The 24,502-nt window shown below is 44.2% G+C and carries 21 protein-coding genes; 16 read left to right on the forward strand and 5 right to left on the reverse strand.

What is annotated here, in order from left to right; all coding sequences use genetic code 11:
- Positions 1 to 14: 14 nt before the first annotated feature.
- The 5 genes from AB4114_RS27960 (at position 15) to AB4114_RS27980 (ending at position 4,084) form a co-directional block, all read left to right on the forward strand.
- On the forward strand, positions 15 to 929 hold the full coding sequence (locus AB4114_RS27960) for an aminoglycoside phosphotransferase family protein (RefSeq protein ID WP_441991407.1): 915 nt from the start codon (positions 15 to 17) through the stop codon (positions 927 to 929).
- Positions 930 to 1,029: 100 nt separating this feature from the next.
- A complete protein-coding gene (locus AB4114_RS27965) occupies positions 1,030 to 2,076 on the forward strand; it encodes a YkvI family membrane protein (RefSeq protein ID WP_441991408.1) in 1,047 nt (348 codons plus the stop codon).
- A gap of 29 nt (positions 2,077 to 2,105) precedes the next feature.
- Complete coding sequence (locus AB4114_RS27970) at positions 2,106 to 2,642, forward strand: GNAT family N-acetyltransferase (protein WP_441991409.1); 537 nt, start codon at positions 2,106 to 2,108, stop codon at positions 2,640 to 2,642.
- An 88-nt stretch (positions 2,643 to 2,730) separates the two neighbouring features.
- Positions 2,731 to 3,108, forward strand: a complete 378-nt coding sequence (locus AB4114_RS27975; protein WP_441991410.1) for a VOC family protein — start codon at positions 2,731 to 2,733, stop codon at positions 3,106 to 3,108.
- A gap of 430 nt (positions 3,109 to 3,538) precedes the next feature.
- Complete coding sequence (locus tag AB4114_RS27980) at positions 3,539 to 4,084, forward strand: Rieske 2Fe-2S domain-containing protein (protein ID WP_441991411.1); 546 nt, start codon at positions 3,539 to 3,541, stop codon at positions 4,082 to 4,084.
- Positions 4,085 to 4,164: 80 nt separating this feature from the next.
- Here the strand turns inward: AB4114_RS27980 and AB4114_RS27985 are convergent, their stop codons facing one another.
- Both AB4114_RS27985 and AB4114_RS27990 read right to left on the reverse strand, forming a co-directional pair.
- Positions 4,165 to 4,608: a DUF4395 domain-containing protein gene (locus tag AB4114_RS27985; RefSeq protein ID WP_441991412.1), complete on the reverse strand. Its 444-nt coding sequence runs from the start codon at positions 4,606 to 4,608 to the stop codon at positions 4,165 to 4,167.
- Positions 4,609 to 4,701: 93 nt separating this feature from the next.
- On the reverse strand, positions 4,702 to 5,475 hold the full coding sequence (locus AB4114_RS27990; RefSeq protein ID WP_441991413.1) for a helix-turn-helix domain-containing protein: 774 nt from the start codon (positions 5,473 to 5,475) through the stop codon (positions 4,702 to 4,704).
- A gap of 157 nt (positions 5,476 to 5,632) precedes the next feature.
- Between AB4114_RS27990 and AB4114_RS27995 the strand changes: the two genes are divergently transcribed.
- Together AB4114_RS27995 and AB4114_RS28000 are read left to right on the forward strand one after the other, a co-directional pair.
- The gene (locus tag AB4114_RS27995) at positions 5,633 to 6,442 is read left to right on the forward strand and encodes a phytanoyl-CoA dioxygenase family protein (protein WP_441991414.1); all 810 of its coding nucleotides are present in this window, start codon (positions 5,633 to 5,635) and stop codon (positions 6,440 to 6,442) included.
- Positions 6,443 to 6,505: 63 nt separating this feature from the next.
- Complete coding sequence (locus tag AB4114_RS28000; RefSeq protein ID WP_441991415.1) at positions 6,506 to 7,633, forward strand: LacI family DNA-binding transcriptional regulator; 1,128 nt, start codon at positions 6,506 to 6,508, stop codon at positions 7,631 to 7,633.
- Positions 7,634 to 7,720: 87 nt separating this feature from the next.
- Here AB4114_RS28000 and AB4114_RS28005 read toward each other — a convergent pair whose 3' ends face one another.
- On the reverse strand, positions 7,721 to 7,900 hold the full coding sequence (locus AB4114_RS28005) for an SGNH/GDSL hydrolase family protein (RefSeq protein WP_441991416.1): 180 nt from the start codon (positions 7,898 to 7,900) through the stop codon (positions 7,721 to 7,723).
- Positions 7,901 to 8,132: 232 nt separating this feature from the next.
- On the opposite strand from AB4114_RS28005, the gene AB4114_RS28010 reads away from it, so the two are divergent.
- The 7 genes from AB4114_RS28010 to AB4114_RS28040 all read left to right on the forward strand — a co-directional run bounded on the left by AB4114_RS28010 (position 8,133) and on the right by AB4114_RS28040 (position 19,195).
- Complete coding sequence (locus AB4114_RS28010) at positions 8,133 to 9,734, forward strand: hypothetical protein (RefSeq protein ID WP_441991417.1); 1,602 nt, start codon at positions 8,133 to 8,135, stop codon at positions 9,732 to 9,734.
- A gap of 88 nt (positions 9,735 to 9,822) precedes the next feature.
- On the forward strand, positions 9,823 to 10,779 hold the full coding sequence (locus AB4114_RS28015; protein ID WP_171634676.1) for an ABC transporter permease: 957 nt from the start codon (positions 9,823 to 9,825) through the stop codon (positions 10,777 to 10,779).
- Positions 10,780 to 10,815: 36 nt separating this feature from the next.
- On the forward strand, positions 10,816 to 11,703 hold the full coding sequence (locus tag AB4114_RS28020; protein WP_441991418.1) for a carbohydrate ABC transporter permease: 888 nt from the start codon (positions 10,816 to 10,818) through the stop codon (positions 11,701 to 11,703).
- Positions 11,704 to 11,721: 18 nt separating this feature from the next.
- Positions 11,722 to 12,732 carry a zinc-dependent alcohol dehydrogenase gene (locus AB4114_RS28025; protein ID WP_441991419.1) on the forward strand — a complete coding sequence of 337 codons (1,011 nt, stop codon included), beginning with the start codon at positions 11,722 to 11,724 and terminating at the stop codon, positions 12,730 to 12,732.
- Positions 12,733 to 12,874: 142 nt separating this feature from the next.
- Positions 12,875 to 14,611: a sensor histidine kinase gene (locus tag AB4114_RS28030; protein WP_441991420.1), complete on the forward strand. Its 1,737-nt coding sequence runs from the start codon at positions 12,875 to 12,877 to the stop codon at positions 14,609 to 14,611.
- A 26-nt stretch (positions 14,612 to 14,637) separates the two neighbouring features.
- Positions 14,638 to 16,287 carry a response regulator transcription factor gene (locus tag AB4114_RS28035; RefSeq protein ID WP_441991421.1) on the forward strand — a complete coding sequence of 550 codons (1,650 nt, stop codon included), beginning with the start codon at positions 14,638 to 14,640 and terminating at the stop codon, positions 16,285 to 16,287.
- Between the two features lie 541 nt (positions 16,288 to 16,828).
- The gene (locus tag AB4114_RS28040) at positions 16,829 to 19,195 is read left to right on the forward strand and encodes a helix-turn-helix domain-containing protein (RefSeq protein WP_441991422.1); all 2,367 of its coding nucleotides are present in this window, start codon (positions 16,829 to 16,831) and stop codon (positions 19,193 to 19,195) included.
- Between the two features lie 56 nt (positions 19,196 to 19,251).
- Here AB4114_RS28040 and AB4114_RS28045 read toward each other — a convergent pair whose 3' ends face one another.
- Positions 19,252 to 20,709 carry an esterase-like activity of phytase family protein gene (locus tag AB4114_RS28045; RefSeq protein WP_441991423.1) on the reverse strand — a complete coding sequence of 486 codons (1,458 nt, stop codon included), beginning with the start codon at positions 20,707 to 20,709 and terminating at the stop codon, positions 19,252 to 19,254.
- A gap of 215 nt (positions 20,710 to 20,924) precedes the next feature.
- On the opposite strand from AB4114_RS28045, the gene AB4114_RS28050 reads away from it, so the two are divergent.
- Positions 20,925 to 21,710 carry a TetR/AcrR family transcriptional regulator gene (locus tag AB4114_RS28050; protein ID WP_441991424.1) on the forward strand — a complete coding sequence of 262 codons (786 nt, stop codon included), beginning with the start codon at positions 20,925 to 20,927 and terminating at the stop codon, positions 21,708 to 21,710.
- Between the two features lie 179 nt (positions 21,711 to 21,889).
- Here AB4114_RS28050 and AB4114_RS28055 read toward each other — a convergent pair whose 3' ends face one another.
- Positions 21,890 to 22,195 (reverse strand): hypothetical protein, encoded by a 306-nt coding sequence (locus AB4114_RS28055; protein ID WP_441991425.1) that lies wholly within the window; start codon positions 22,193 to 22,195, stop codon positions 21,890 to 21,892.
- Positions 22,196 to 22,590: 395 nt separating this feature from the next.
- Here AB4114_RS28055 and AB4114_RS28060 point away from each other — a divergent pair, with 395 nt between their 5' ends.
- Positions 22,591 to 24,501 carry a leucine-rich repeat domain-containing protein gene (locus AB4114_RS28060; RefSeq protein WP_441991426.1) on the forward strand — a complete coding sequence of 637 codons (1,911 nt, stop codon included), beginning with the start codon at positions 22,591 to 22,593 and terminating at the stop codon, positions 24,499 to 24,501.
- The last annotated feature ends 1 nt before the right edge of the window (position 24,502 follow it).

The raw sequence follows: 24,502 nt of genomic DNA on the forward strand, positions 1-24,502 counted from the left end.
AAAGGAGCATTCCAATGAATTTATCTGATCTTCAGAAGCATCTACCATCCCTGCAAAACGTGACTGAAATTACACGGATTACGAAAGGATTCTCCTTTGACAGCAAGTATTTCATATATGAAAATAGCGAAACGCCTCAATATGTATTACGCACGGCACCTCTGAAGCAGCTGCAAAAAAAACGATCAGAATTTGAAGTTATTACTAACGTATTTGATCGTGGGGTAAAAACTTCGAAACCCATACAATTCGGTGCGATCGAGTCACTAGATATTTGTTACATGCTGCTGAGCTATGTGGAAGGGGAGGATGCTTTTGATATTTTGCCTTCCTTGTCGGATGATGAACAATACCAAATTGGCCTACAAGCTGGGGAAGAGCTGCGTATCATGCATGACATACCTGCCCCTCACATAGATGAAGACTGGTATGAACATAGATTCTCCAAACATATGCGTCAATATGAAACTTATCGCAATTGCGGAGTTAAGCTTGCCGAAGAGGATGCGATCATCTCTTTTATTAATCAGAATGCGCACTACATGCTCAATCGCCCCAATCGCTTTCAGCATGATGATTTTCACACGAGCAATCTACTCATTCGCAATCGCAGCTACGCGGGGGTCATTGATTTTAACCGATACGACTGGGGGGACCCATACCATGATTTTTTGAAAATCGCCTACTTTAGCCGCGAGGTTAGTATCCCGTTCTGCAGGGGGCAAATACGAGGTTACTTTAATGGCACTGTTCCAGATGAGTTCTGGCATTTGTATGCGCTGTACACGGCTATGATTATTTTCCCGACAGTAACTTGGACGCTGCAGGTGGTTCCCGAGCAACTTGAATCCATGTTGGGTAGAATTCGGGTTGTGTTAGATGATCATCAAAACTTGGAAAAGTGTATGCCCAAATGGTTTACTTCGTGAGTTAGTAAATAGCAACAGTTAGCTCCTGTCAACTGGCATATACAAGCTTATCTTACATACAATGGAGATGTACAAGATACCGCTTGACTATGGGGGAGCTATGAGGCCAAAAACGCTCATGATTTTACAAATCGCCGCAACGTATATGGGGACTGTGGTGGGGGCGGGATTTGCCTCGGGGCAGTCCATTATGCATTTCTTCACCATCTACGGAGCCTATGGCGGAGTTGGCATAGGGATTGCAACGGCCTTTTTTATATGGATTGGGACGAAAATGATGGTCCTCGCGCATCGACTTAAGGCGTCTTCTTATCAGGAGTTGAACGATTATTTATTTGGCAAGTTATTTGGCAGAGTCGCGAATACCTTGACGTTTATCATCTTATTCGGCGTGACCGCTGTGATGATGTCGGGGACTGGCTCTATTTTCGAGGAGCAGCTGAGACTGCCCTATCAATTTGGGGTCATCATTAGTATGTTGCTATGCTATTTGGTCATGAACAAAGACATGCATGGGATTCTAGCAATTAATTCGTTTGTGATGCCGTTGATGCTTTTTTTCATGGTGCTAGTGATCATCCGAGTTGTTGGCATAGATGGGATTGGGGAAGCGACGAATTGGCAAGAACTAGAAGTAAGCACCCATTTGAAATGGATCATGAGTCCACTTACGTATGTCGCCTTAAATTTTGCCTTTGCTCAAGCGGTCTTGGTGCCGTTAGGTAGTGAGGTGCAGGATGAGAGCATACTGAAGTGGGGCGGTCTGTGGGGTGGTATTGGGCTTGGTGTTATGCTATTGATCAGTCATTTTGCGATACATTCGCGGATGCCGGAGATTTTGAATTTTGAAATTCCGATGGCAGAAATTATACGAGGTTTTGGACGGTTCTTCCATGTCCTATTCATCGTCGTTATTTACGGGGAAATCGTTACGACGTTAATTGGAAATGTGTTCGGCATCACTCGACATATTGGGCGTATATATCCCTTGCCGCGTAATTGGGTAGTTCTGGCTATTTTGCTGATCTGTTTATTAATCAGTCAGGTTGGTTTTACTTCGCTTCTTACGTATTTATACCCACTCTTTGGTTATATGGGGATGATCCTGCTTATTTTTCTAATAGTAAGGCCTATGCCTAGTAAATAATTAACATCATAGATGAAGGAGCTTTCCTAATGTTGGTTCAAAATATAGCTAATTTGGAAATCCGCCGTTTAGGGCACGGGGATGTTCCAGCTATTCATGCTCTTATGGTTGATGTTGTGTCTCGTCTTGCTTCACAAGAACATTTCGCGATGGGCGATGAACAGTACTTAAACACGCATATCGAGGAGAAAGGTGAAACCTACGGTGCTTTTCTAATTGGGGAGCTTATGGCTTATTCCATTCTGGCGTTCCCAGGTTCGAGTGAAAGCAATTTGGGCAGGGAGTTTGGGGTACCTGAGTCAGATTTATCTTACGTAGCGATTCTCGATGCAACGATTGTCCACGAAACCGTTCGTGGCCGGGGATTGCAACGCTATTTCCATGAATTACGGGAACAACGTGCCCGAGAATGCGGCAGCCGATACCTCTATTCCACTGTTCATCCCGACAATATGGTGAGCAAACATAATTTAGAAGCTGCAGGGTTCGTCCTTCAATTCACCCGTCCGATGTACAATGGGAAGCCAAGGCACTGTTATGCCAAATGGTTAAATGGGACAGGTTAGTTGAAGTGAATGGTAATATTCTGTACAATTAACGTGTCAGTGAAGTAGACATAAAATTACCAAATCTATTTGAAACGGAGAATGGACAATGATCAGCAAAGTCGGTCAAATTATGCTGTATGTGAATGATCAAGACGCATCATTGAAATTTTGGACGGAAAAATTGGGGTTCATCTTTGTTTCTGAAGAAAATCATGGGCCAATGAAATGGTTCGAAATTGCTCCAAAGGATGATGCCCAAACGAGTATCATACTCCACAATAAAGAGCTTATTGCCCAAATGCAGCCGCAACTAAACCTGAACACGCCTTCGCTATTGTTTTTCTCTGATGATCTTGAAAGCCTATATGCCGAATTCAAAGAGAAAGACATTACCGTTGGTGACCTTGTAACGATGCCTACGGGAAGAGTGTTTAACTTTGCGGATGACGAAGGAAATTACTTTGCAATTCTGGAAAAGAAATAATTTTTCCTATCATGTATAAATGGCATCATTTGGGCAATACTAGCTTTTATTGCGTAAAATGAAATTAGAAGTAAACCTGTTTACCGGATAATGTTCGAATTATAAAATGTATCCATATTGGAATGAAAATTGTTGAAGTATTGCCTGCAATATGTTTAATTTCTCCTTTCGGATAAACGYAAGAATGAAGAAGCTGTGATCATAGATCCAGCTTTTTTTTGTGCTTTCCAAGGATTGAATGGGAAGAGTCAGACAAAACCTCTTGTCATATGTTAAAATAAGGAAAAGTTAGAAGCGAATAGAACGTCAATCGGAGGTGTGCAATGATTTCCAGTTTATTAAAATGTTCACCAGAAGGTAGAGTTGGATAGCCCTTTGTGTAGACATGTTTTGTTTCACATAAGTCACAAGTGAAGGAGTTGACCTTCGTATGATGACCCATTTACCGCGAAAGATCACAAGAAGAGCTTTTTTGATCACATCAAGTAAAGTTGTCCTGGGCGTATCTGGCGTGTTGCTTGGGGATACAGCGTTGTTTTATTACGGAGCGGTTCATGGGAAAAAGCTGGATGATCCAGCCACACGGAAGATTCCGTCTAGTTTCGTAAAGGTTGGCGCAGTAGAGCAGCTGCAAGCGATGACTGGCTATGAGAAGGTTTTTTATACCGCTACGATTGAAGATGCCTGGGTAAAGACGCCTAAGCAGGGCTTCGTCTATGTGACCAAAGATGAGCGCGGCGCACTTGTCATCCTTTCACCGGCATGCACGCATCTGGGATGTTCGGTGGAGCCAGCTACAGAAGCGCAGCGAAGTCGGAAAAAGGAGCTTTTCTTCTGGTGCCCTTGTCACGGAGCCGAATTCGATATCGTGGGAACGTCTGTCGGTATGGAGYTGCCGGAATTAGAAAGGTATAAACCACTCCTCATTGAAGGTGATGTGTACGTGGATATTTCGACACCTGAGAAGCGAGCATGATTGTATGTATAAAAAAAGGAGCTTTGCGCAGCCGCCAGCTCCTTTTCCACTTCTGGAATAGCCTCTTTCAGCATAATTGCTTATGCATTTCTTCGTGCCCAAAACCGCTTCCATTGAAAATAGATGAAGCATCCGAAGCAGAATCCACATAAAGCCAGCACAACAGCTAGGGTAAGCATACTTAGTGCGATATAAGCGAGTGTCGTGATATTTAAAAGCAAAGCCGTAAGGGTAACGATGAGAAATAGGATAGCTAACAAGTTGTTGAAACGAAGCAATTCGCGGCTTTCTGTTCGTGTGCTAACTGGAAAAAGTGGAGAGAACAGCCGCACGAATACATTGTATTTCACGCCAAAAGTACGACTAATCAGCTGAACAACTAACGGAAGGACGAGAATCCATAACTGCTGACTGAGAACACTGACCAGTATACTTAGCAAAATTCCTAGTTGATTACCCCGCACCCGATGTAAGGGAACTTCATCTACACAATCGTAATCGCCACGCCAAAGTTGGGTTGTCATCGTCATCCTCCATTCACTATGAATAATTATTATAATTATTATCATCATTATACATTAATTCATAGTAATCTTATAGGAATAAATTAAATTGTTTTAACGCGGACTTTTCATAAACATACTCGGGGTCATGCCTTGCCATTTACGAAATTGATTCGTGAAATGGTTATAGTTTTGAAAACCAACGTCGTAACAAACGTCCGAAGCTCTGCGTCCCGTATGGGCTAGCATCATAACGGCTTGTTGGATCCGCATGCGATTCAGTGTATCAATAATGGAGTAGCCTGTGCTCTCTTTGAAAAGGTGAGATAATCTCGACGGGGAGAGACCGACGGTCTGCGCAAGATCTTCAAGCCGAATCTGTTCGCGCATCTGCTGGGAGAGTAGATGGAGAACTTCTTCAATGCGGGGATCCATTTTGCTGATGTTTTTCTGCGCCATAATCAGCAGGATTTCCCGCAAGGAGCTGCAACAGAGCTCGAACCAATACTCGCCGCGTTCCCGCGAATCCGCCAAAATGCGGGAGAAAGCTAGGTAAATGCGCTCTTGGATGGACTCGTTCTCGATCATGACGAGGAGCTGATTCTCCTGAGGAAGCAAGTTGGTTTCAGAAAGTGTGGAGGGGAAATGCGCCCATACGAATTGCCAGGTATGGTTTGTCAAAGTGCCATAGTGTTGGGGAGTTCCAGGGGCTAATAAAAGGAGGGCCCCCTTCTTACAGACATGTTCTGTACCTTGGTAGTTAACAAAGCCAGCTCCTTCTAGTGTGAAAATCAATAACCAATCATCCCGACCTTGAGGACGTTTAGTCACATACGAATCTGATTCTATGTAATGGCCGGCGAACAACCCATTTGCATCMAATATCATGTTGGATATTCCCTTCTTTACCTGTTTAAGATAGATTTCATTATAACATGAAATAGCAGGATTGTAGGAATCATTAGCAAGATTAATACTTCTATGTAACCGGTTATTTCGATATGCTAAAGACAAATAAGTAAAGGTTCACTTGGAGGGAATAAGGATGACACAATCACTAATTAAATTGACAAAGGCACAAAAACAGCATTTTGAGACCGAGGGTTACGTGATCGTGAAGGGGCTATTTTCTGAAGCAGATTTGACTAAAATTGATGAAACGTTTGAAGCGATCAGCGATCAGACGGTTCCAGGATATTTTGAACCTGATCGATCGACGGAGGTCGTCGACCCGCTGAAACGCTATCCGCGTGTCATGCACCCGCATCGGTTTAATGAGACTGCGAAAGCGTACATGCTGCATCAGCCCGTGTTAGATGTTCTAGCAGATTTGTATGAAGAAGAAGCACTAGCTGCGCAAAGTATGTTTTATTACAAACCGCCAGGCTCCCGGGGGCAGGCGCTTCATCAGGATAACTTTTATTTGCAGGTGGAGCCAGGCAACTGTATTGCGGCATGGACAGCTATTGACGCGGCTGATGAGGAAAATGGCGGATTGCTCGTTGTTCCGAAAACGAATGCCCTCGAAATCTCATGTCCCGACATCGCAGATTCGAAGGAATCTTTTACGACCCACTACGTGAAGCCGCCGAAGGACGAGAAGGCTATGCCGGTCATCATGGACCGGGGGGATGTCCTCTTTTTCAATGGCAATCTGATTCATGGTTCTTATCGAAATAAGAGCAAGGATCGCTTCCGCCGCGCGTTCATCTGCCATTATGCCAATGCCTCCGCGACGCATATTAGCAATCATTATCGACCTTTGTATCGAGCCAATGGGGAAGCTGTCTCTTTGGAGATTAACCCGAGTGGCGGTCCTTGCGGCGATGAATTTGAGACGGTATACCCACATTAATTAAGATTAACGGATGACAGGAATCGTTCTTAGGACATAGTTTATGTCCTGGGAGCGATTTTTTTGCAGAGGCGCGGGGATTCCATTGGATTTCGCTTGACAGGCTTATTAGATCACTTTAATCTAAAGGAGCAAGTTAAACGTTTAACCGATGGAGCTGAAACACATATGAGCAGACCCAAACAAGTCACAATTGTAGAAGTGGCAGCAGCAGCTGGGGTATCGATTGCCACGGTCTCCAATGTGCTGAATAGAGGAGGAATCCGTTCGTCGAAAGAGACGATTCGCAAAGTCGAATTGGCGGCAGAGCAATTGGGATATCGACGCAATACCATGGCAGCAGGGTTAAGTCGGAACAAAACTTTTGAAATTGGCCTCATCGTTCCTGGGTTGACGAGCTATTACGGACGGTTAGCGGAGTATTTACAATTGGAAGCCCACMATGCGGGCTATCATTTATCCGTTTTTTCTTCAGGAGGATTCGATCCGACCATTGAACGAAGAAATCTAGAAGTGTTACTACAGCGAAGAGTGGATGGACTCATCTGTCATGGTTTAGCGATGGGAAAGGATTCCACACGCGCAATCGTCAACAGCGGAACGCCTCTGGTGCTCATTAATGGCTGGGGTTGGCCCGAGGATATTGCCGTTGGTGCTGTAAATTTAGGCTTTGCCGAGGCATGCAGACAATCAACGAAATTGCTTGTGGATCGTGGCTGCGATGAACTCATCTACGCGGGCAGTAAGATCTCGAATGTGATTGATGAACAGCGTCGGCATGGATTTCATCTGGGTTTACAGCAACTGTCCGTGGAGATTCCTCATCGCATCGTCGAAATGAAGGGACTGGACGTGGACGCATTTCTCCAAGAGGTGGTAGCGGGGCCAGCGCAGCGAACGGGGATCATCGCTTTTGATGATCATGTTGCATTAAAACTGCTTTCGGCTGCCAATAGACAGAAGATCAACTTCCCGAACCGACTACAAATGATCGGCATTAATAACGACTACATGGCTATGCATAGTTACCCTGGCATCTCTAGCTGGGACATTCCTTATGAGCTACAGGCGCAACAGGCTATCCATAAATTGCTTCATAAGTTTGGACATACCGTAGAAGCCAGCGAGGAGCGAGAATTTGAAGTTCCGCTTGTTTTTATAGAACGAGAAACAACTCGCATCCAAGCATAAGGAAGAGACCTGACATGTGGACTACCCACGTGCCAGGTCTTTTTGTTATAAGTATTCCTTCAGCAACGCTTGGAACACGGGATCAAGTCACTTCGCCATGCGTTGGAAGCCAAGGTCTGTCGGATGAACACCGTCAACCGTACAATCACTATAATCGTCGCCAAGCAGTGACATGCCATTAAAGAAGTGAAGCTGGGCGTCACCTTTTTGTTGCAATCGAGCAATGATGTCTTGTTGGACCTTTTTAGTTGCATGAGCGATTTCCAAACACCCTTACTTGCAGTAATGCCAGCATAAGGGTGTTTCTTATTATGTAGCATAAGGTTAAAATTGTAGTATAAATTTTCCAATAAAGATCTGTATTTTAACCACTATTTCTTGAATGCGTCTGCTAGTTTCACTAATGGGTTGGTTCTATACTAAGAACAAGTAAACGCTATCATGAAAATAAAGTGAGATAAGAGTTTACGGAACGTATATAAATAGGAGGGGTAATGAAATGAAGAAATTAGTAGTTATTGGCCTCGCTGCTACAATCGTTACGCTTACAGGTTGTTCAGATAGCAAAACGACAACATCGACAAGCACGCCGACAGGATCGACCAATGCGTCTGCTACGGCTAAACCTGAGAAGCTGACGTTGAACTGGTCCGTCATTAGCGGAAATCTTGCGAATGTGAATTTGCCTGCCGCAGACAAAGATTTTGTTAAGAAGGCCATTGAAGAAAAGTTTAATGTTGATCTCAAGATAGATTATATGATGAACGGTAAAGAATACTATGACAAGTTGAATGCAACGATGGCTGGCGGCAATGTGCCAGATATGTTCATCTCTGGTGGTGCAGAGTCCCAAAAGTATATTTCGGATGGAATCACTGGTAACCTTGCCMCATTCTTAACGAAAGCAGCTGTACCGAACTATTTCAAATGGGTATCTGAGGATGAAGTCAATGCCTACCAGATTAAACAAGGTGAATTCTTCCGTGGTATGAATATATTCCCACGTAATACGTATGCAGCTTGGCATATTCGGCAGGATTGGTTAGATAAGCTTGGATTGAAAGCGCCAAAAACATACGACGAATTAACGAAAGTCATGGTAGCCTTCACGAAGAATGATCCAGACGGTAATGGTAAGAATGATACGTTTGGTTTCTCAGCAGCAGGAAATGGTGCTAACTTGCCGTTTGATTTCCCGCAATGGTTGAATAACGGTCTTGTAGCTGACTTCATGATTGCGAACAATACGTATATCGATAACCGGACGGATCTTAAAGTAGAGAAAGTCATTGATCAAGTCGTGGATTGGATTAATCAAGGCGTTGTAGATCCGGACTGGTTCTTGAATAAACCGGGTGCACAATTGGATAAAGCGTCACAAGGTAAAGTAGGTATGTTCTTCTCTGGAGATAAGACTACCATCCTAGATAGCAATCCGACAAGCGTGGCGAATCGTTCTAAAGCATTAGATCCTAAAGCGAATTGGGTACCGATCTTCCCGCTAGATCAGCCGATTATTTGGAAAAATAACGTTGCAGTTGACACGATTTTGATCAGTAAAACAACAGCTCAGAAAACACCTGATAAAATTAAACGTTCCATGGAAATTCTGAACTGGTTGACAGGCGATGAAGGCTTCTTATTAACACATTATGGTCAAGAAGGCAAACATTACACGAAAGATGGTAAGAAAATTACGTTGAATGTTGCTAATTTCGAAGCTGATATTGCGAAAGCTGGCAACTGGTTAAATGTGTACAATGCTTTTGTACCTGATGAGCCGAAGGTGCTAGGATACGAGCTAGTAGATCCACGTATTAATGATCACGACCGTGCTATTCTGAAGACAGTTGAGTCTTACCCTAAGCATGATGCATTGCCTCCGGTTAGCTTGGTTCCGCCAGCTGGCATTAACATTGGTGATTTCCGTAAAGAGATGAGTAAATACCATATCAAAGGTGTTCTTGAAGATAAGAGTGGCAAGAACTGGCCGCAGTACCGTGAAGAGCTCATGACCAAATTCAAAGGTAGAGATATATTCACGGAGTACACGAAAATTTTGAATACAGCATTGAAGAATAAGCTTAACGATTTTAAATAAGAGAGTGAAGGCATCGAAGGGAACCCGGCGTTGTTCGTGGGTTTCCTTCTGTCTTCGGTCTGATAGAGACAGCTAGGAGGAGATGGCGATGGCGGAAACCATAGCTGCTAAGAACGATATAACGATAGCTCCACGCACGAGAGAAAGTAAATGGAAAAGTGTGTATCGCAGTAGATGGTTCTATCTCATGATGATACCAGGCCTTCTCTATTATGTCATATTTCATTATGCCCCAATGGCAGGCACGCTAATTGCTTTCCAGAACTACAACATTATGAAGGGCATTTGGGGAAGCCCGTGGGTTGGTTTCGATAATTTTCGAGTGATCTTTGATAGTCCTGATTTCATGAGAATCCTCAGAAATACATTGGAAATTAGTATTCTCAAAATTATTGGCAGCATGATACCCGACGTGATCTTGGCAATTATGTTAAATGAAGTTAGAGTTCGCTGGTTCAAGAGATGGGTACAAACGATTACATACGGTCCTTACTTCTTGTCATGGGTCATCATTTACGGTTTAGTGTTTTCTTTCCTTGCACCGAGCTCGGGGTTAATCAGTACGTTTGTGCGTGATATGGGTTGGGGACAAATTGATTTATTAACGAATAAAGACTTCTTCAGGCCACTACTAATTATCACTGAAATATGGAAAAATACTGGATTCGGAGCCATTATTTACATGGCTGCGCTGGCTACTATTAATCAAGAACTTTATGAGGCTGCCGTGGTCGATGGTGCCGGACGCGGACGACAGCTGTGGCATATTACATTGCCGGGTATCCGAGATGTATTTGTACTCCTGCTAATCATTCGAATTGGCGGGATCTTGGATGCAGGCTTTGATCAGATTTTCATATTCTTGAACGCACGTGTCTATGACACAGGAGACATCATCGATACGTGGGTTTATCGCTACGGTTTTGAACGGTTGGAGTTCGGTGTAGCGGCGGCGATGGGTGTTTTCAAATCCTTGGTCGGATTGATATTGGTACTCAGTGCGAATAAGGTAGCTAAGAAAATGGGAGGATCAGGCATATGGTAATGTCTTGCGTGATCCTTGAAGGGGAGTGGAGCTCTGATGTCATTCATCATTCATAAAACGAAAAAAGATAAAGTTATTGACGCGTGCATCTATACGGTACTTACCGTAGCCGCTTTGGTTACGTTATTCCCCTTGTACTATGTCATCATTGTATCCTTAACTCCTTATATTGAGGTTTTGAAAAATGGGGGCTTCGTCATATGGCCAGAGCATTGGACCTTGCAAGCCTATAAGGAAGTGTTCCAGTCGGCTCGTATCCCGCAAGCCTTGAAAATCACAGTTTTCATTACGATTGTGGGGACAACACTGAACCTTGTTGTGACTACGCTGCTTGCGTATCCACTAGCCAAGAAATCAGTTCCAGGACGCAATTTTATTCTCATGGCGATTTTCTTCACGATGATCTTTAGCGGTGGTATTATTCCGCTTTACATGGTGGTGCGCAGTATAGGGTTATATGATTCCGTCTGGGCACTCATCGTGCCAGGCATGGTATCAACCTTCAATCTACTGATCGTGAAGACGTACTTCGAGAATCTTCCCGTTGAAGTAGAAGAAGCGGCTAGAGTAGACGGTTGTGGCGAATTAGCAACGTTATGGCGAATCGTTCTCCCCTTATCCGCTCCGATTATGGCGACCATTGGACTATTCTATGGGGTTACGCATTGGAACGAGTATTTCAAAGGGATTTTCTATATCTCAGACAAAACGTTAATGCCGATGCAGGTTGTACTTCGAAGTATGATTCAAACGCTGAATATTAGTACCGAGCTATCGCTGAATTCCTTAGTCTTGGATGCTTTGCCGCCAGAAACGATTAAGATGGCGGTTGTCGTTGTTGCTACATTACCAATGCTAATTATTTATCCATTCCTGCAAAAATACTTTGTAAAAGGTACGATGCTGGGCTCCATTAAGGGATAGAAAAAGAGGGAATATCCAATGAGAGTTGTCTATACAGTGAAGGGACATATCGAACTTCTAGATCAGGAGGCTCCAACCATAGAGGACAATTATGTTATAGTGGAAACCATTTGCTCAGCGATTAGTCCTGGCACGGAAATCATGCTGAAAGACACGACGACCGTACCCAGTACACTTGGCTATAGTGCAATGGGCAAGGTGGTTGAAGTCGGAGAAGGTGTGACACATGTACAAGTGGGGGATCGCGTTGCTTGTTATGGTTCCCCTTTTGTCCGTCACGCCGAGCTCCTGAAAGTACCTAAGAATCTTGTCATTCTTTTGCAGGATCAGGTTAGCGATCAAGAAGCCGCTTATGTTGGCCCTGGGGCGATTGCGATACATGCGCTGCGCCAAGCGGATTTGCGCTTCGGTGAATCTGTTCTCGTCGTAGGATTAGGTATACTGGGGCAGATCATTTGCCAAGTTGCTGAATCGTCAGCATATCAAGTGTTCGGATTAGATCTAATGAAGGAACGTGCAGAAAAGTTGATCGAATTCGGTTCACCCAATATGTATAACAACGAGGATGAGATGACTCGTCACATGACGAAACTGACAGGTGGCATTGGTGTGGATGTTGTCATTCTCTGTGTCGGTGGTGGTCTCAGTGGGATGATCGACAAAGCACTTGGTTGGATTCGTGACAGAGGCAAAATCATTATAGTTGGCGATGTAGCGATGTCGTTCAATCGTGAACAGATGTTTCAGAAGGAAGCTCAACTGCTCATCTCTCGTGCAGGCGGGCCAGGTCGATATATGGTTGATTATGAGCAGAGAGGGATTGATTATCCCATTGGTTATGTACGTTGGACAGAAGGTCGCAATATGGCCGAATATATGCGATTGTTGACGCAAGGGAAGATTAATATTGCTCCACTCATTACGCATCGTCTGCCACTGGCGCGAATTGCGGAAGCCTATGATCTGTACAGTCATTCACCGCGCGAGGTGCTTGGCGTCGTTGTTACTTATATAGGGGAAATGGCATAGTTTTTTAAAGCCCTCGTTGATCGAGGGCTTTAAGTATCTTGATATGGGCCAATTCGTTCTCTGCTACTAGTTAATTAGCTGGGAATTTTTTATACTTAGAGAGTGGTAAGAGAATGAGGACTATGCGGAGGAGAAGACTAGCATGATTCGTCGCTTAAAAGGGAGAAAATTGATTTCCAGCGTCAGTACGAAGCTCTTCATTCTTACCTTTATGTCCGTTATTGTTCTATTCCTGATTATTGGGATTTTCGGTTACCAACGATTGTTTGAGCCCATTAAGCAGAATAATGAGAAAGCGCTGCAAAGCTCTGTTGTCCAAGTGGAGAACTATATTAAGACGTTAATGAATAACATCCAGAGTCAGTTGATTTTCTTATCCACTCCTGCTTTATATGAAGTAGGTGAGCCGGATTTCACGAAGCTTATTGAAACCATTTTATCGTACCAAATGGATCTGCTTCATAGTATTTATGTAATTGATGAGGATAAGGTCCGAGTTAGCGCTCCCTATGGTTATCAGTTCTATATCGATGGGCCAAGTATTGCCGAAATCAAATATCAGACGAGTACGACAGGTTTCTGGTGGAGTGCACCGCATTTGATTAATGATCATTATGTCATTACCGTGTCTAAGCGCATTGATAGTGGTCGTTTCGTTGCGATGGATATTAACCTAGGTGCGTTGATCGGACCCAAAATGCTGCAAGCAGAGCAAGGCACGGATCGACGCATTTATATATTTACTAGTGATGGGGAATTTCTCTCTACCAATACGAATCTGGTCTACCCCAAAGTGTATGTGAATCATTTGGAAATGAAGGATGCTTTACAGAAGATCACGCAATCTGCTAGGAATTCCTTCGACACCGTGAAGACTTCCACTGGGAACTATATGGTACTAAGCTCGAATCAGAATCAGTGGGATTGGTACGTATTCTCGGTTATCGAGGAGTCTCAAGCCTATCCGTTAATTAATTCGTTGAAGCAGCAGTTTGTATTTGTGGTATTCATCGCGATTATCCTTGCGTTTATTCTATCTGTATGGATAACAAGCTATATTCGGAAGCCTGTGACGGCGATTACACGGCAATTAAAAGCTGCTGCGCGTGGTGAGCTGGAAGCTCGCATTACACTGAATCGTAATGATGAGTTTATGCACATCGGTAATAGCTTTAATGGCATGATGGACAATATTCAAACGTTATTCAATGAATTACGCGTCTCTGAGGAGAAGAAACGACATCATGAACTCAAGGTACTGCAGTCGCAAATTCATCCTCATTTCCTGAATAATACGCTCAATGCAATCTATTGCTTAGGTGAGACGGGACAAACACAGGAAATGTGCGAGATGATCCGCTCATTGATGGGCTTGCTGCAATATTCGACGGATAAAGTTGGCGATGTTGTAACGGTCGCAGATGAATTAACGCAATTGGACAATTATGTGCAGATTATGAATCTTAGGTATGGGGACGTTTTTGAGGTGGATATTGCCGTACCTGAGATATACAACATGACACCGATCCCTAAGCTAACGCTAATTACGTTGGTCGAGAACAGTATTTTTTATGGACTCAGTAAAGGTGGGATCAATCATATTATCGTTTGTGGTAAAGAGCATGAGGGAGCTGGTGTAGTGCTGGAGGTCTCCGATACAGGTCCGGGGATTGCGCCGGATAAGCTGAACCTGCTGCTAGAGGATACAGGTGCTGCCAATGCAAATAAAGGATTAAACAATTTGGGCATGCGGAATGTCCAAGAGCGATTGCGGATGACATTCGGGTATCCGTATGGGCTGCATTTCCATAATGAACCGGATGAGGGGTTAACGGTAACGATTCATCTGCCGGCCGGAGAGCCGAGAGAGCAAGGATAGCGTCGGGGAGAGGGGACGAGACGATCATGCTGAAAATACTGATGGTGGATGACGAGAAATGGGTAAGGGAGCGCTTTGCGCAGCGTATTCCTTGGTCAGAGGGGGGATTTACGTTCATGGGCGCAGCATCTAGTGCCAAGGAAGCAATCAGCATGATCGAGCGGGAAGTGCCCCATCTGCTGCTTACGGATATTACGATGCCGAATATGAACGGACTAGAGTTAGCTGCCTATGTGCGGAAAAGGTGGCCGCGCGTCCGAATCGTTATTTTGACGGCTTACGGTGAGTTTGAGTATGCGAGGCAGGCGATTGAGTTAGGTGTGGATAACTACTTAATTAAGCTCGCGCAAACTCCTGAGCAAATCCTTGAAGCTTGCCGCAAGGTGGCTGAGGACCTGGAGCAAGAGCTTGATATTGATCACAAGCTGGAGATGCAGCTTAAGCTCGAACGGGAGAAAGAGTGGGCGCGGAAACGCCAATGGACAGAACGGCTGCTGGAGGGCGAGGGAAGTATGCATGAGCTTCCAGTGCCAAGTGAGTGGATTGCAGGTGTGGAATCCGCGAGTTATGTGGCGGGTATCATGATTGGTTGGCGCGTGACGGGGGATGCGGGGACAAGTACAGAGGGGAGTATGGAGACAAGTGCGAAGATAGCTGCCGGGCAAGCCAGTACATCTGTGGAGGAACTCGTGCATCTGCAAAGCCAGCTAGCCGAAGTACTTGCAGCCAAACTGGATACACAGACGTTAGGCGATGGAAACGGAATGGCAATCCTGCCTCTGCAACATAGCCAATTACTTCTACTTGTCGGGTCGAAGCGCGAGGTGCCTGCCTTTCATTTGAATCAGCTAGCAAGAATAGTGCAAGAGACGGTAAGTAGCTATGCTCCTGTGAAAAGCCTCGTTCACATCGGATCTGTTGAAGAATTAGAGAAGCCAAAATGGACAGGGAAACTACTAGCTGACCTTATGCGCAAAGGCAGTGATGGACTGGCTGCATATTTCTATTATGAGGGTGAGAAGCCAGCGATCGTACTTCGGCGACTTGATGCGCAGCAGACGAGGGAGTGGACGGCGGCTGTTGTCAAGGCTCTGCAGCGTGAGAATGTGGAGGCCTTCCGGGAAGCTGTATCCGTGATGATTACGCTCGGCGTGCCACCGGTTCATCCGGGGGATTTGCTCCGTCTGACGAGACAAATGCTGCAACCTGAACTTGTGCGGCTGCCAGACGCAGTCGTTGCTAGGTTAAGTGGCATCGATCGGCTGACGACGTGGAACACGTACTGTGAGTGGTGGTTGGCAACCATTGATGCCATCTGCGAATGGTGGAATCAGCAAGCCCAGCCTCCGGTGACTGTACGCAAAGAGATCCAATGGATGTGCCGCTACATTCGCGAGCACTATCAAGCGGATTTGCAGCTGGCAGAGCTTGCCAAACTCGTTCATATGCATCCCTCGTACGCGGGTCAGATGTTCAAACAGGAGATCGGCGAGAACTTTTTGGAATACGTGAATCGGGTTCGTATGGAGAAAGCAAGCGAGATGTTGGAGCGGACCACGATGAAAATATACGAAGTATCCGGCGCAGTCGGTATCTCCGACTATCGCTATTTCTGTAAATTGTTCAAGAGTCATACGGGAGTTACCCCGACGCAGTATAAGAGTAAGATGGGGTGAGTGGGGAATCCACTCACCCCCATTCACACCCTCCACCTAGTAATAAATGTATTTCATGTAGCTAATTTCGCCATTTTAGTGGAAAAATGAGGAATAGATGGATTTTATGTAGTTAAATATCCTCTTTAGTGGCATATTGGTCAGATTGATAGAAATTAGCTGTATGTTTTCCAGTTAATCTGAATTTGGAGCGAAATTGTTGAAATTTAGCTGTAGTTTTTCCAGTTATTTCAACTCTCGCTCGGAGCACAATGGGGGAGTATTCGGAGCAAGACGAAGAGCCAATTAGACTGGTAGTTTTAATGCTCAGCAGTGATATATTCGTGTTAAAGTGCACGGAAAGCTGCAATGGTGGTGTTTAAGTTAGGTGAGTCGGTGGAGTATGTGTGGTCGGTGAAATTGTTTAAATAGGATGAGCTAGGCGTATAAAATGAGACAGTCCCTATGATGCAAATCAGTAGGGACTGTTTTTGTTGAAAGCGTTATAATAAGGTACATGGGATTCGTGCCTAATAATGTTTAGACACAAGGGGGAACTGGCATGAAACTTTGGCGAGTCGTTCGGGAGAAGAAGTATTTGCTGCGCATTTTTCTATGGATCAACTGCATGATCCTGCTCATCTTACTGTCATTTTCCAGTCTTATTTACGTGAATGTGGAGAAAAATGTGTTTCAAAGCGAATACGAAGGAAGCCAAAAGCTCTTGTCCCAAATGAAGTACAATATCGATTATTTGGACACGATGATCAGTAAGCTTACCTTCTCTACATACGGTAATAATGATGTGAAGGCGCTCATGTATTTGAATGACGAAGAGACGTATGATCATATGAATACGATTAATAAACTGAATGCGACCGTCGTTGCCAATTATCCATTCGTTCAATCGGTCTATGTCTATAACAACCATAAGAAGCTGTATTACTCCACATTTGGTGAGCTGTACCATAAGGATGCTGAATTAGATAAGGTTCTCGCGGAGAGTCCTCATATTACGCCTTTGAAAGCGATTGTGCGGAAAATGCAAACCGGTGGCAGCAGCGCCAAACCTACCTACGATACCGTGCTGAGTTATGTCATGTTTGAAAATGTGGATGAAAAAGGTGTGATGGACGGCGCCATCATTCTCAATGTGAAATTGGATTGGCTCGTCGATAACATTCGAACGATTAACCAGTTTGATTCGCGAACGCAAAGCGATTTATACATTTTAGACAACAAGAATCAATTTATTGAAACCGATACCACCCCTTTGATCGCGGACAAGGCTTCGGCCGTTACGATTAAGCAAGCCTTTGAAACGTCAGTTTCTCAAGATCGGATGCATGCGGGAGAGCCGGCTGGATTTTACGAATCCAAAGTGAATGGTGAGAAGTTTATCGTCTCTTATATCTACTTGGAAAATACGGGATGGACGCTGTTGGAGGCGAAGCCGTATAAAGAAGTTTACGCGAATTTGAGGCAGCTGCTGGATACGATTTTGCTCATAACGGGAGCTGTTTTTGTCGGGGCGCTGCTCTTAACGTTATCTGTCTCTCGTGGCATATATCGACCAGTGAGAAGACTGATGGAACAGACGTCGCTCGGTGGATCGGGACGGGATGGTTTCCTAAAGCCTGGGGTGAAAGACGAGTTTTCCTATTTGACCGAGGTGTATCGGAAGTCGAGAGAACAGCTCTATGAATACAACCTCGAGAAGAATAATAATACGAGCATCATGAAGATTTACTTTTTGAAAAAGCTGATGTCAGATAGCTACAGTATGAATGCAGCTGAATTTGAAGATGTACTGAGGCTGTTGAATGATGCCCTAACGAAAGATAAACCGTTCTTAATCTGTGTGTTGCGCATCGATGAGTACAAGAAATTCCTAAGCCATAAAAGTTTGGCTGAAAGAGAGTTGCTGCGCTTCGCGATCGCCAATGTCACGACGGATGCCATATCTCAAATGGGGATGGTTGCCCAAACTGTGGATATGAAAGACGACTCATTCACGATTCTTTTGAACACGGCTGAAGGTCAAGCGGATTCCGTGGAACACGTGGAACAAGCGCTGCGGGAAGCGCAGAACTACATCGAGAAACACTACCATATCTCTTTTTCGGCAACGGTCAGCAACGTCATTACGGAATATACAGCGATTGCGGCCGCCTATAACGAAACCTTGTCTAATAGTTCTTATCGGTATGTGTTTGGAACGAAATCTGTGATTACACAGGTACATATTGACGAGAATACGGGGAGTTTGGATGTAGAGCAAGTATTGGCGTTGGTAAGCAAATTTACAGATGCAGTGCCTAAGGGGCATGCAATCAAAACAGAAGAAAGACTGCGCGATGTATTCGCTCATATTCGCAAACTGGACTATGGCAGCATCATGCTGGTCAGTATGCAGGTAGTGCACCATTTGAAGAAGACGATTTTTGAGATGAACCGTACGAGTAAGGAGCCAATTGCTGTTCCCGCTAGGCTGATGAGTCGCGAGCTGTATGAGGAGGAAACGATTGAGCAATTCGAGGGACTTCTGTTGGAAGCGGTACGCGCCATTCATAGTGAAGGTGAGGAGAAAGGCATCCAAGGCAACCAAGTTGTCGCCGACACGATCAAGGAAATCATCGATTCCAACTATTTCGACTCTTCTCTCTCCGCTGCAAGTATTTCTGAAATGATGAGACTGCCTGCTTACAAGTTGAGCAAAATATCCAAGATTCACCTCGGGATGTCGATTCCCGAATATATTAATCAGGTGAAGCTGCATAAAGCGGTGGAATGGATGGAGAACTCCAAGCTAAGCATTCAGGAGATCATGCAACGAGTAGGCGTAGAGAATGAGAGTTATTTCTATAAGCTATTCAAGGCAAAGTTTGGGATGACGCCAAGGGAGTATATGGCAAAGCGCATGCGATGAAAGAAGAAGACCCGGAAGTCCATGATTGGATTTTCGGGTCTTTTCGTTGATGTAACCTATTTAATTGTGTATGGCAGTTTAAATGTCCAAAGAAGTGTACCATTTTCTGGTGTCGTGCTGTCAATGCCGAAATCGTTATCGTTCGTAATGGCAAGCGTATCACCATTAATGAGCGAAACACCTTCGATTTTTTCATAAGGGAACTTGAATGCTACTGCATCCAATACGGTACGCTTCGTCGTAGGCAGAATGTTATTGGCTTTCAGATCTGCAATCGTCATTTGCTCAAGCGTTTTACCTGCTGCTGTCGCACTGTCGTACTTGCCAATAACATTGGTTGCTGTTGAAAGGTCAATGGCATAAATGCGCTTCAACTGTACTTTATCGCCAGAGAATTTATCCCGCTCATCGATTAACAGTGTGTTCTCGTTCACGACAACCATATCGGAGATGACGATATCGCCTTGAACAAGATCTTTAAATTGCTTCGCATCCTCTAGGACGTATACAAACTCAGCAACAGGGTTAAGAGTTGCGAGGTCAAACTTAATAATCCGAACCTGACGTGAATTGTCCATGGCTTTATCTGGATTACGAAGCGCGTTTTGCATAGCCATGAACATGTATTTGCCATCAGGTGTTATGCCAACAGCTTCAGCTCCACGGTTCTGGCGAAGTTTGTTGTACACTTCTGGCAGCGTCTCACGGGAAGGCACAAGCGGAGCAGATGCCTGACTTGCCCAACCTTTCGGCACAATACGCTCAATGATCGTACCGTCACGTTTCACATGGACAATGGATGGACCATATTCGTCGGAAATCCAGAAAGAATCATCCTTTGGATTGTAAGCTAAGCCTTCGATATCAAGGCCGTACGGGTCGTAAGCTAATACTTTCTCGCCTTTTGCATCGTAAGGCTCTTCATCGCGACCTTTAATATTTGGCAGCCCAGTAATCGTAACTTTACCAGACACAGGGTCAGTACCTGCTAGCTTCAAAGGGAACTTGTCTAAAATATTGATTTCACCTTTACTTACTTCGATTTTATAAATCGTTGGTGTATAGTCTGGCATTGGGAATGTTCGCACTGTTTTACCATTGATTGTAGGTTGACCGTTAGGCCCGCGATCGGCCGTCGTATAGAATACATTATCAGGGTCTCCTGGAAGGTGCGTTAATGATGATCCCACGCCCATTTTAATACCTTCTGCAAGATTGGCTGCCTTCAGCTCGTATTTACCAGTCAAGACAGGCTTGTCCGTTAAAGATACACTGTTACGGAACTCATCCCAATCCACATATTTACCCATGGCTTCCGATAGTGCGCGAACTGGCATGTACAAACTGCCGTCCAAATTTACAGCTGGTGCTGATGGTTGAATGACTTGTCCATTACTCGAATAGGTTACATTTTCAGAGGTTACGCCGTTCACTTGCTGAGCAGTTACTGTTCCCGAAACTGCCACTGGAAGAGTAAGCAGTAAAGATGTTAATACGATCCATTTACGTTTCATTAGTAGTAATTCTCCCCTCGGTATTATCCGCATTTCTCTTAACTTCTTACTTATACCAAAACTATGTAAGGGTCGTGTAAATTACATATTACGGAATTGTAAATTTTTAGATTGTTGTCTTAGGTGCCTCGACTAATCAATCTAGATGCGATTGTGATATACTGTATACGATGTATACATTTTCGGAATGCAAGGATAATGGAGGCTTGAACAACATGGAGATCGGTGACGAGATCGATGATGAAATTATACAGAGCTTACCGTCAGGTGTAGCTCTTAGCTGGGGAATCGTGAAGCCGTCCCGTAGAGGGCCCAAAGGTGAACTCAGCATCAAAAAAATCGTTGACGCGGCGATTGCCATTGCTGACAGCGATGGACTTGCGGCAGTGTCGATGAGCAGGGTAGCCCAATCGTTGGGATACACAACGATGTCTTTGTATCGCTACATCACAAGTAAGGAAGATTTGCTCGTGCTGATGCAGGATGCGGTGTGTGACATCCCGATTCCACCGGAGGTGCCAGGTAAGCCGTGGCGCGAGGAAATGGGGGAATACGTCTGGGCTTGTGTAGATGTGTTCCGCAAACATGCGTGGTATGGCGATATTCCTATTACGAGTGTTCCCCTCGCGCCAAACAATCTTCAGGTGATCGACTGGATGTTGAGAATCATGCGGGATTTTCCGCTGAACGATTTTGAGAAGATGTCATTTCTACTGCTCATCAGCAGTTATTCTAGAGCATGCGGTCTGATCGCGCGGGATATGGATAAGGCGATCCGTGATGGCGCGAGTCCGGAAGCATTTAGTGGGGTCAATTACGGCGCAGCACTGAAGCAATTGGTCAAGCCAGATCGTTTCCCCCATCTGCATCCCATCTTGATGGCAGGTGCTTACACGGATGAGGTGGAGAACCCGATCGGCAACGATCTGGATTTCGGACTTGAGCGGATCTTGGATGGGATTGAGTGTTATTTGAGGCAGAAAAGAGTGGGGCAGGGGTAACCTGTCCTCGACCCCGGAGCCACCCCACCCCAACCCGCAAGCCTGTTAGGTTACTCATTTAAGCGAATAGATGGATTTCCTGTAGTTAATTCTTCGTAAAATTGATACAAATGGAGAATAGATGGATTATGTACAGCTAATTTCCGGAAATTTCGCCCATACGCTTAGTTGGGGGAGAATTAGCTGCGTGTTTTCCATCTATTACGATTTTTCAGGTGAATTGTTCTGAAATAGCTGTACAATTTCCAGTAAACACCACAGCCACCACCACCACCAATACCAGCACGATCACCAGCACCAGCACCAGCACCAGCACAAATACCACCACCAACACCAATACCAGCACAAATACCAGCCCCAGCACCAACATCAACACCAATCACAATCACAGCCCCACCACCAGCCCCAGCACCACCACCACCAGCACCAGCAACCACCAGCACCACCACCAGCACCACCACCAGCCCCAGCACCAGCCCCAGCAACCAACACCAATCACAGCCCCCATCACCCACTCATAGTCGAGGCGCTGTTTTTTTTGGGTAAAGGCTGTTCCTGCGAATAGCGTTATGCGATAACGTTATTTCGGTTAATAGCACATTTTCAAGGAAAATAGAATGATGGCATAACGCTATTTCTACTTTAAAGTAGTAAATGAGCAGTAAAGGGACAATAACGTTATGCGATAACGTTAAATGGGTATATTCAGCCATTTTCTACGAGATAAGGCGATGGCATAACGTTATCTACCTGAACGGCTTATTGATGTGTCTACATTTAATAGATTGGATAATTTGTAATATTTAGTATACTGATGGGGTTTCGCTCTACTATAATGGGGAGAGGTTTTAAGGTGAATTTTAAATAGGAGGATAAGATCTTGAAACTAATAAAGAAATATATGTGGCTTGTTGCAGTTGTTCTATTTCTTATATCCATAGGGCAATTCATGGGGGGTTCTAGAACAGTCCATGCGGAATCGATAACTGTTGTAACGATTGAGGATCCCGCTTTAGATGCGTTAATTCGGAAACAGTTGAAACTTTCAGACGCGTCTATTACAGAGAAGGATATGTTGTCACTACAGTCGATTTCGGGAGCAAGTTGGTTAGGTATCAAAAGCCTAAACGGTCTGGAATATGCCAAAAATCTAACCTCTATTCGTATGGGAGAAAATAAGATTTCCGATTTAACGCCGATTGCTAACTTAACACATCTCGAATCTCTTGATTTTAATCATAATGAATTAACTGATATTAGCGTTTTAAGTGGATTGGTTAATTTAAAAGATGTAACCTTGTACGATAATAAAATACGCAATCTGGAGCCTCTAAGAGGACTAACTAAACTCGAAATATTAACTCTTTACGGTAACGATATCTATGACTTATCTCCTTTACAAGRTTTGGTGAACCTAACTTCGTTGCAAGTTTCTTTTAACCACATTAAAGAAGTTTCCTCTCTGTCGCGCTTGATCAATTTAACTTCGCTATACATAGGCAGTAATGAGATCGAAGATATTAGCATGCTGAACAAATTGACGAAACTAACCTCACTTTCAATCAGTCGTAATCACATTTCAGATATCCAAGTTATCCAAAACATGCCGGGGCTTACCATCCTAAGTTTTGATGACAACCCAGTTAAGGATTTTACCGTTCTCCAAAATCTAAAAAAACTGTATTGGCTCAATCTTTCCAACTTTGGAATCGAAGATCTGACTTTCTTGCAGGACATGCATAGTTTAACTAGGCTCGATCTGTCTAAAAATCATATTCGAGATATTAGACCGCTAACGAAGTTGACTTCATTAGAACATCTGAACGTAATGAATAACCAAATCACTGAATTGAATCCGTTGTTACTTATGACGAACTTGTCGGACTTACAACTCAGCTATAATCCAATTACCGATATTACGCCATTAGTGCAATTGCATAAACTATCAACGCTATTTCTGGATAGGGTTCCGGTGCAAGACTTTTCAAGGCTTGGGCAATTGACATCTCTTACTTTTTTAACATTGGGATACAATGGTCTCTCTGATATCTCTTATTTATCTAACCTGGAGCGATTAAACTACATTTCTCTTAACGGAAATAACATCCAGAATCTAACATCTTTAAAGAATCTTMGTCGATTGGTGAGTTTACATGTATCCAATAGTAATGTCACTGATATTTCGGGAATTAAGGAGTTTTCAACCTTATCGGATCTAGACGTGAGCTTCAATCAGATTAAGGACATTTCGGCTTTAACAAAGCTTGTGAACTTAACGGAGGTATACCTGGCTAACAATCAGATCACCAATATTGAAGCACTGAATGACCATCCAAAACTGTGGGAGATTCACGTTGGGAACAATCCACTTGATGATAGATCGCTAGAATTTATAGAGACTGCTAAGAATCGTGGTGTTGTCATTTCACATGGCAATGAGCTTACCGTCATGATCAATACGAATATTCAAAGCTTTTCTAACGATGAGAAACCTCTGCGTGAAGAGGGGAGTGTCTTACTTCCGATGCGTCGAATTTTCAACGCTCTAGGCGCAAGTGTGACGTGGGACGAGCAAACGCGTACGGTCAAAGCGACGAAAGGAGATAAGGAGGTACAATTAACGATTGATTCGAAAGAAGCATTCGTTAATGGCCGTGTCATTCAGCTAGACATTGCCCCTAAGATACAGAATGGAACGACGTTCGTGCCAGTCCGTTTTGTCAGCGAAACGCTCGGCGCTAAGGTAGAGTGGGATGAGAAGAATCAAACGGTCGTAATTGTAAGCAAGTAGA

Source organism: Paenibacillus sp. 2RAB27 (genome assembly GCF_052115445.1).
In the GTDB taxonomy this organism is placed as follows: domain Bacteria; phylum Bacillota; class Bacilli; order Paenibacillales; family NBRC-103111; genus Paenibacillus_E.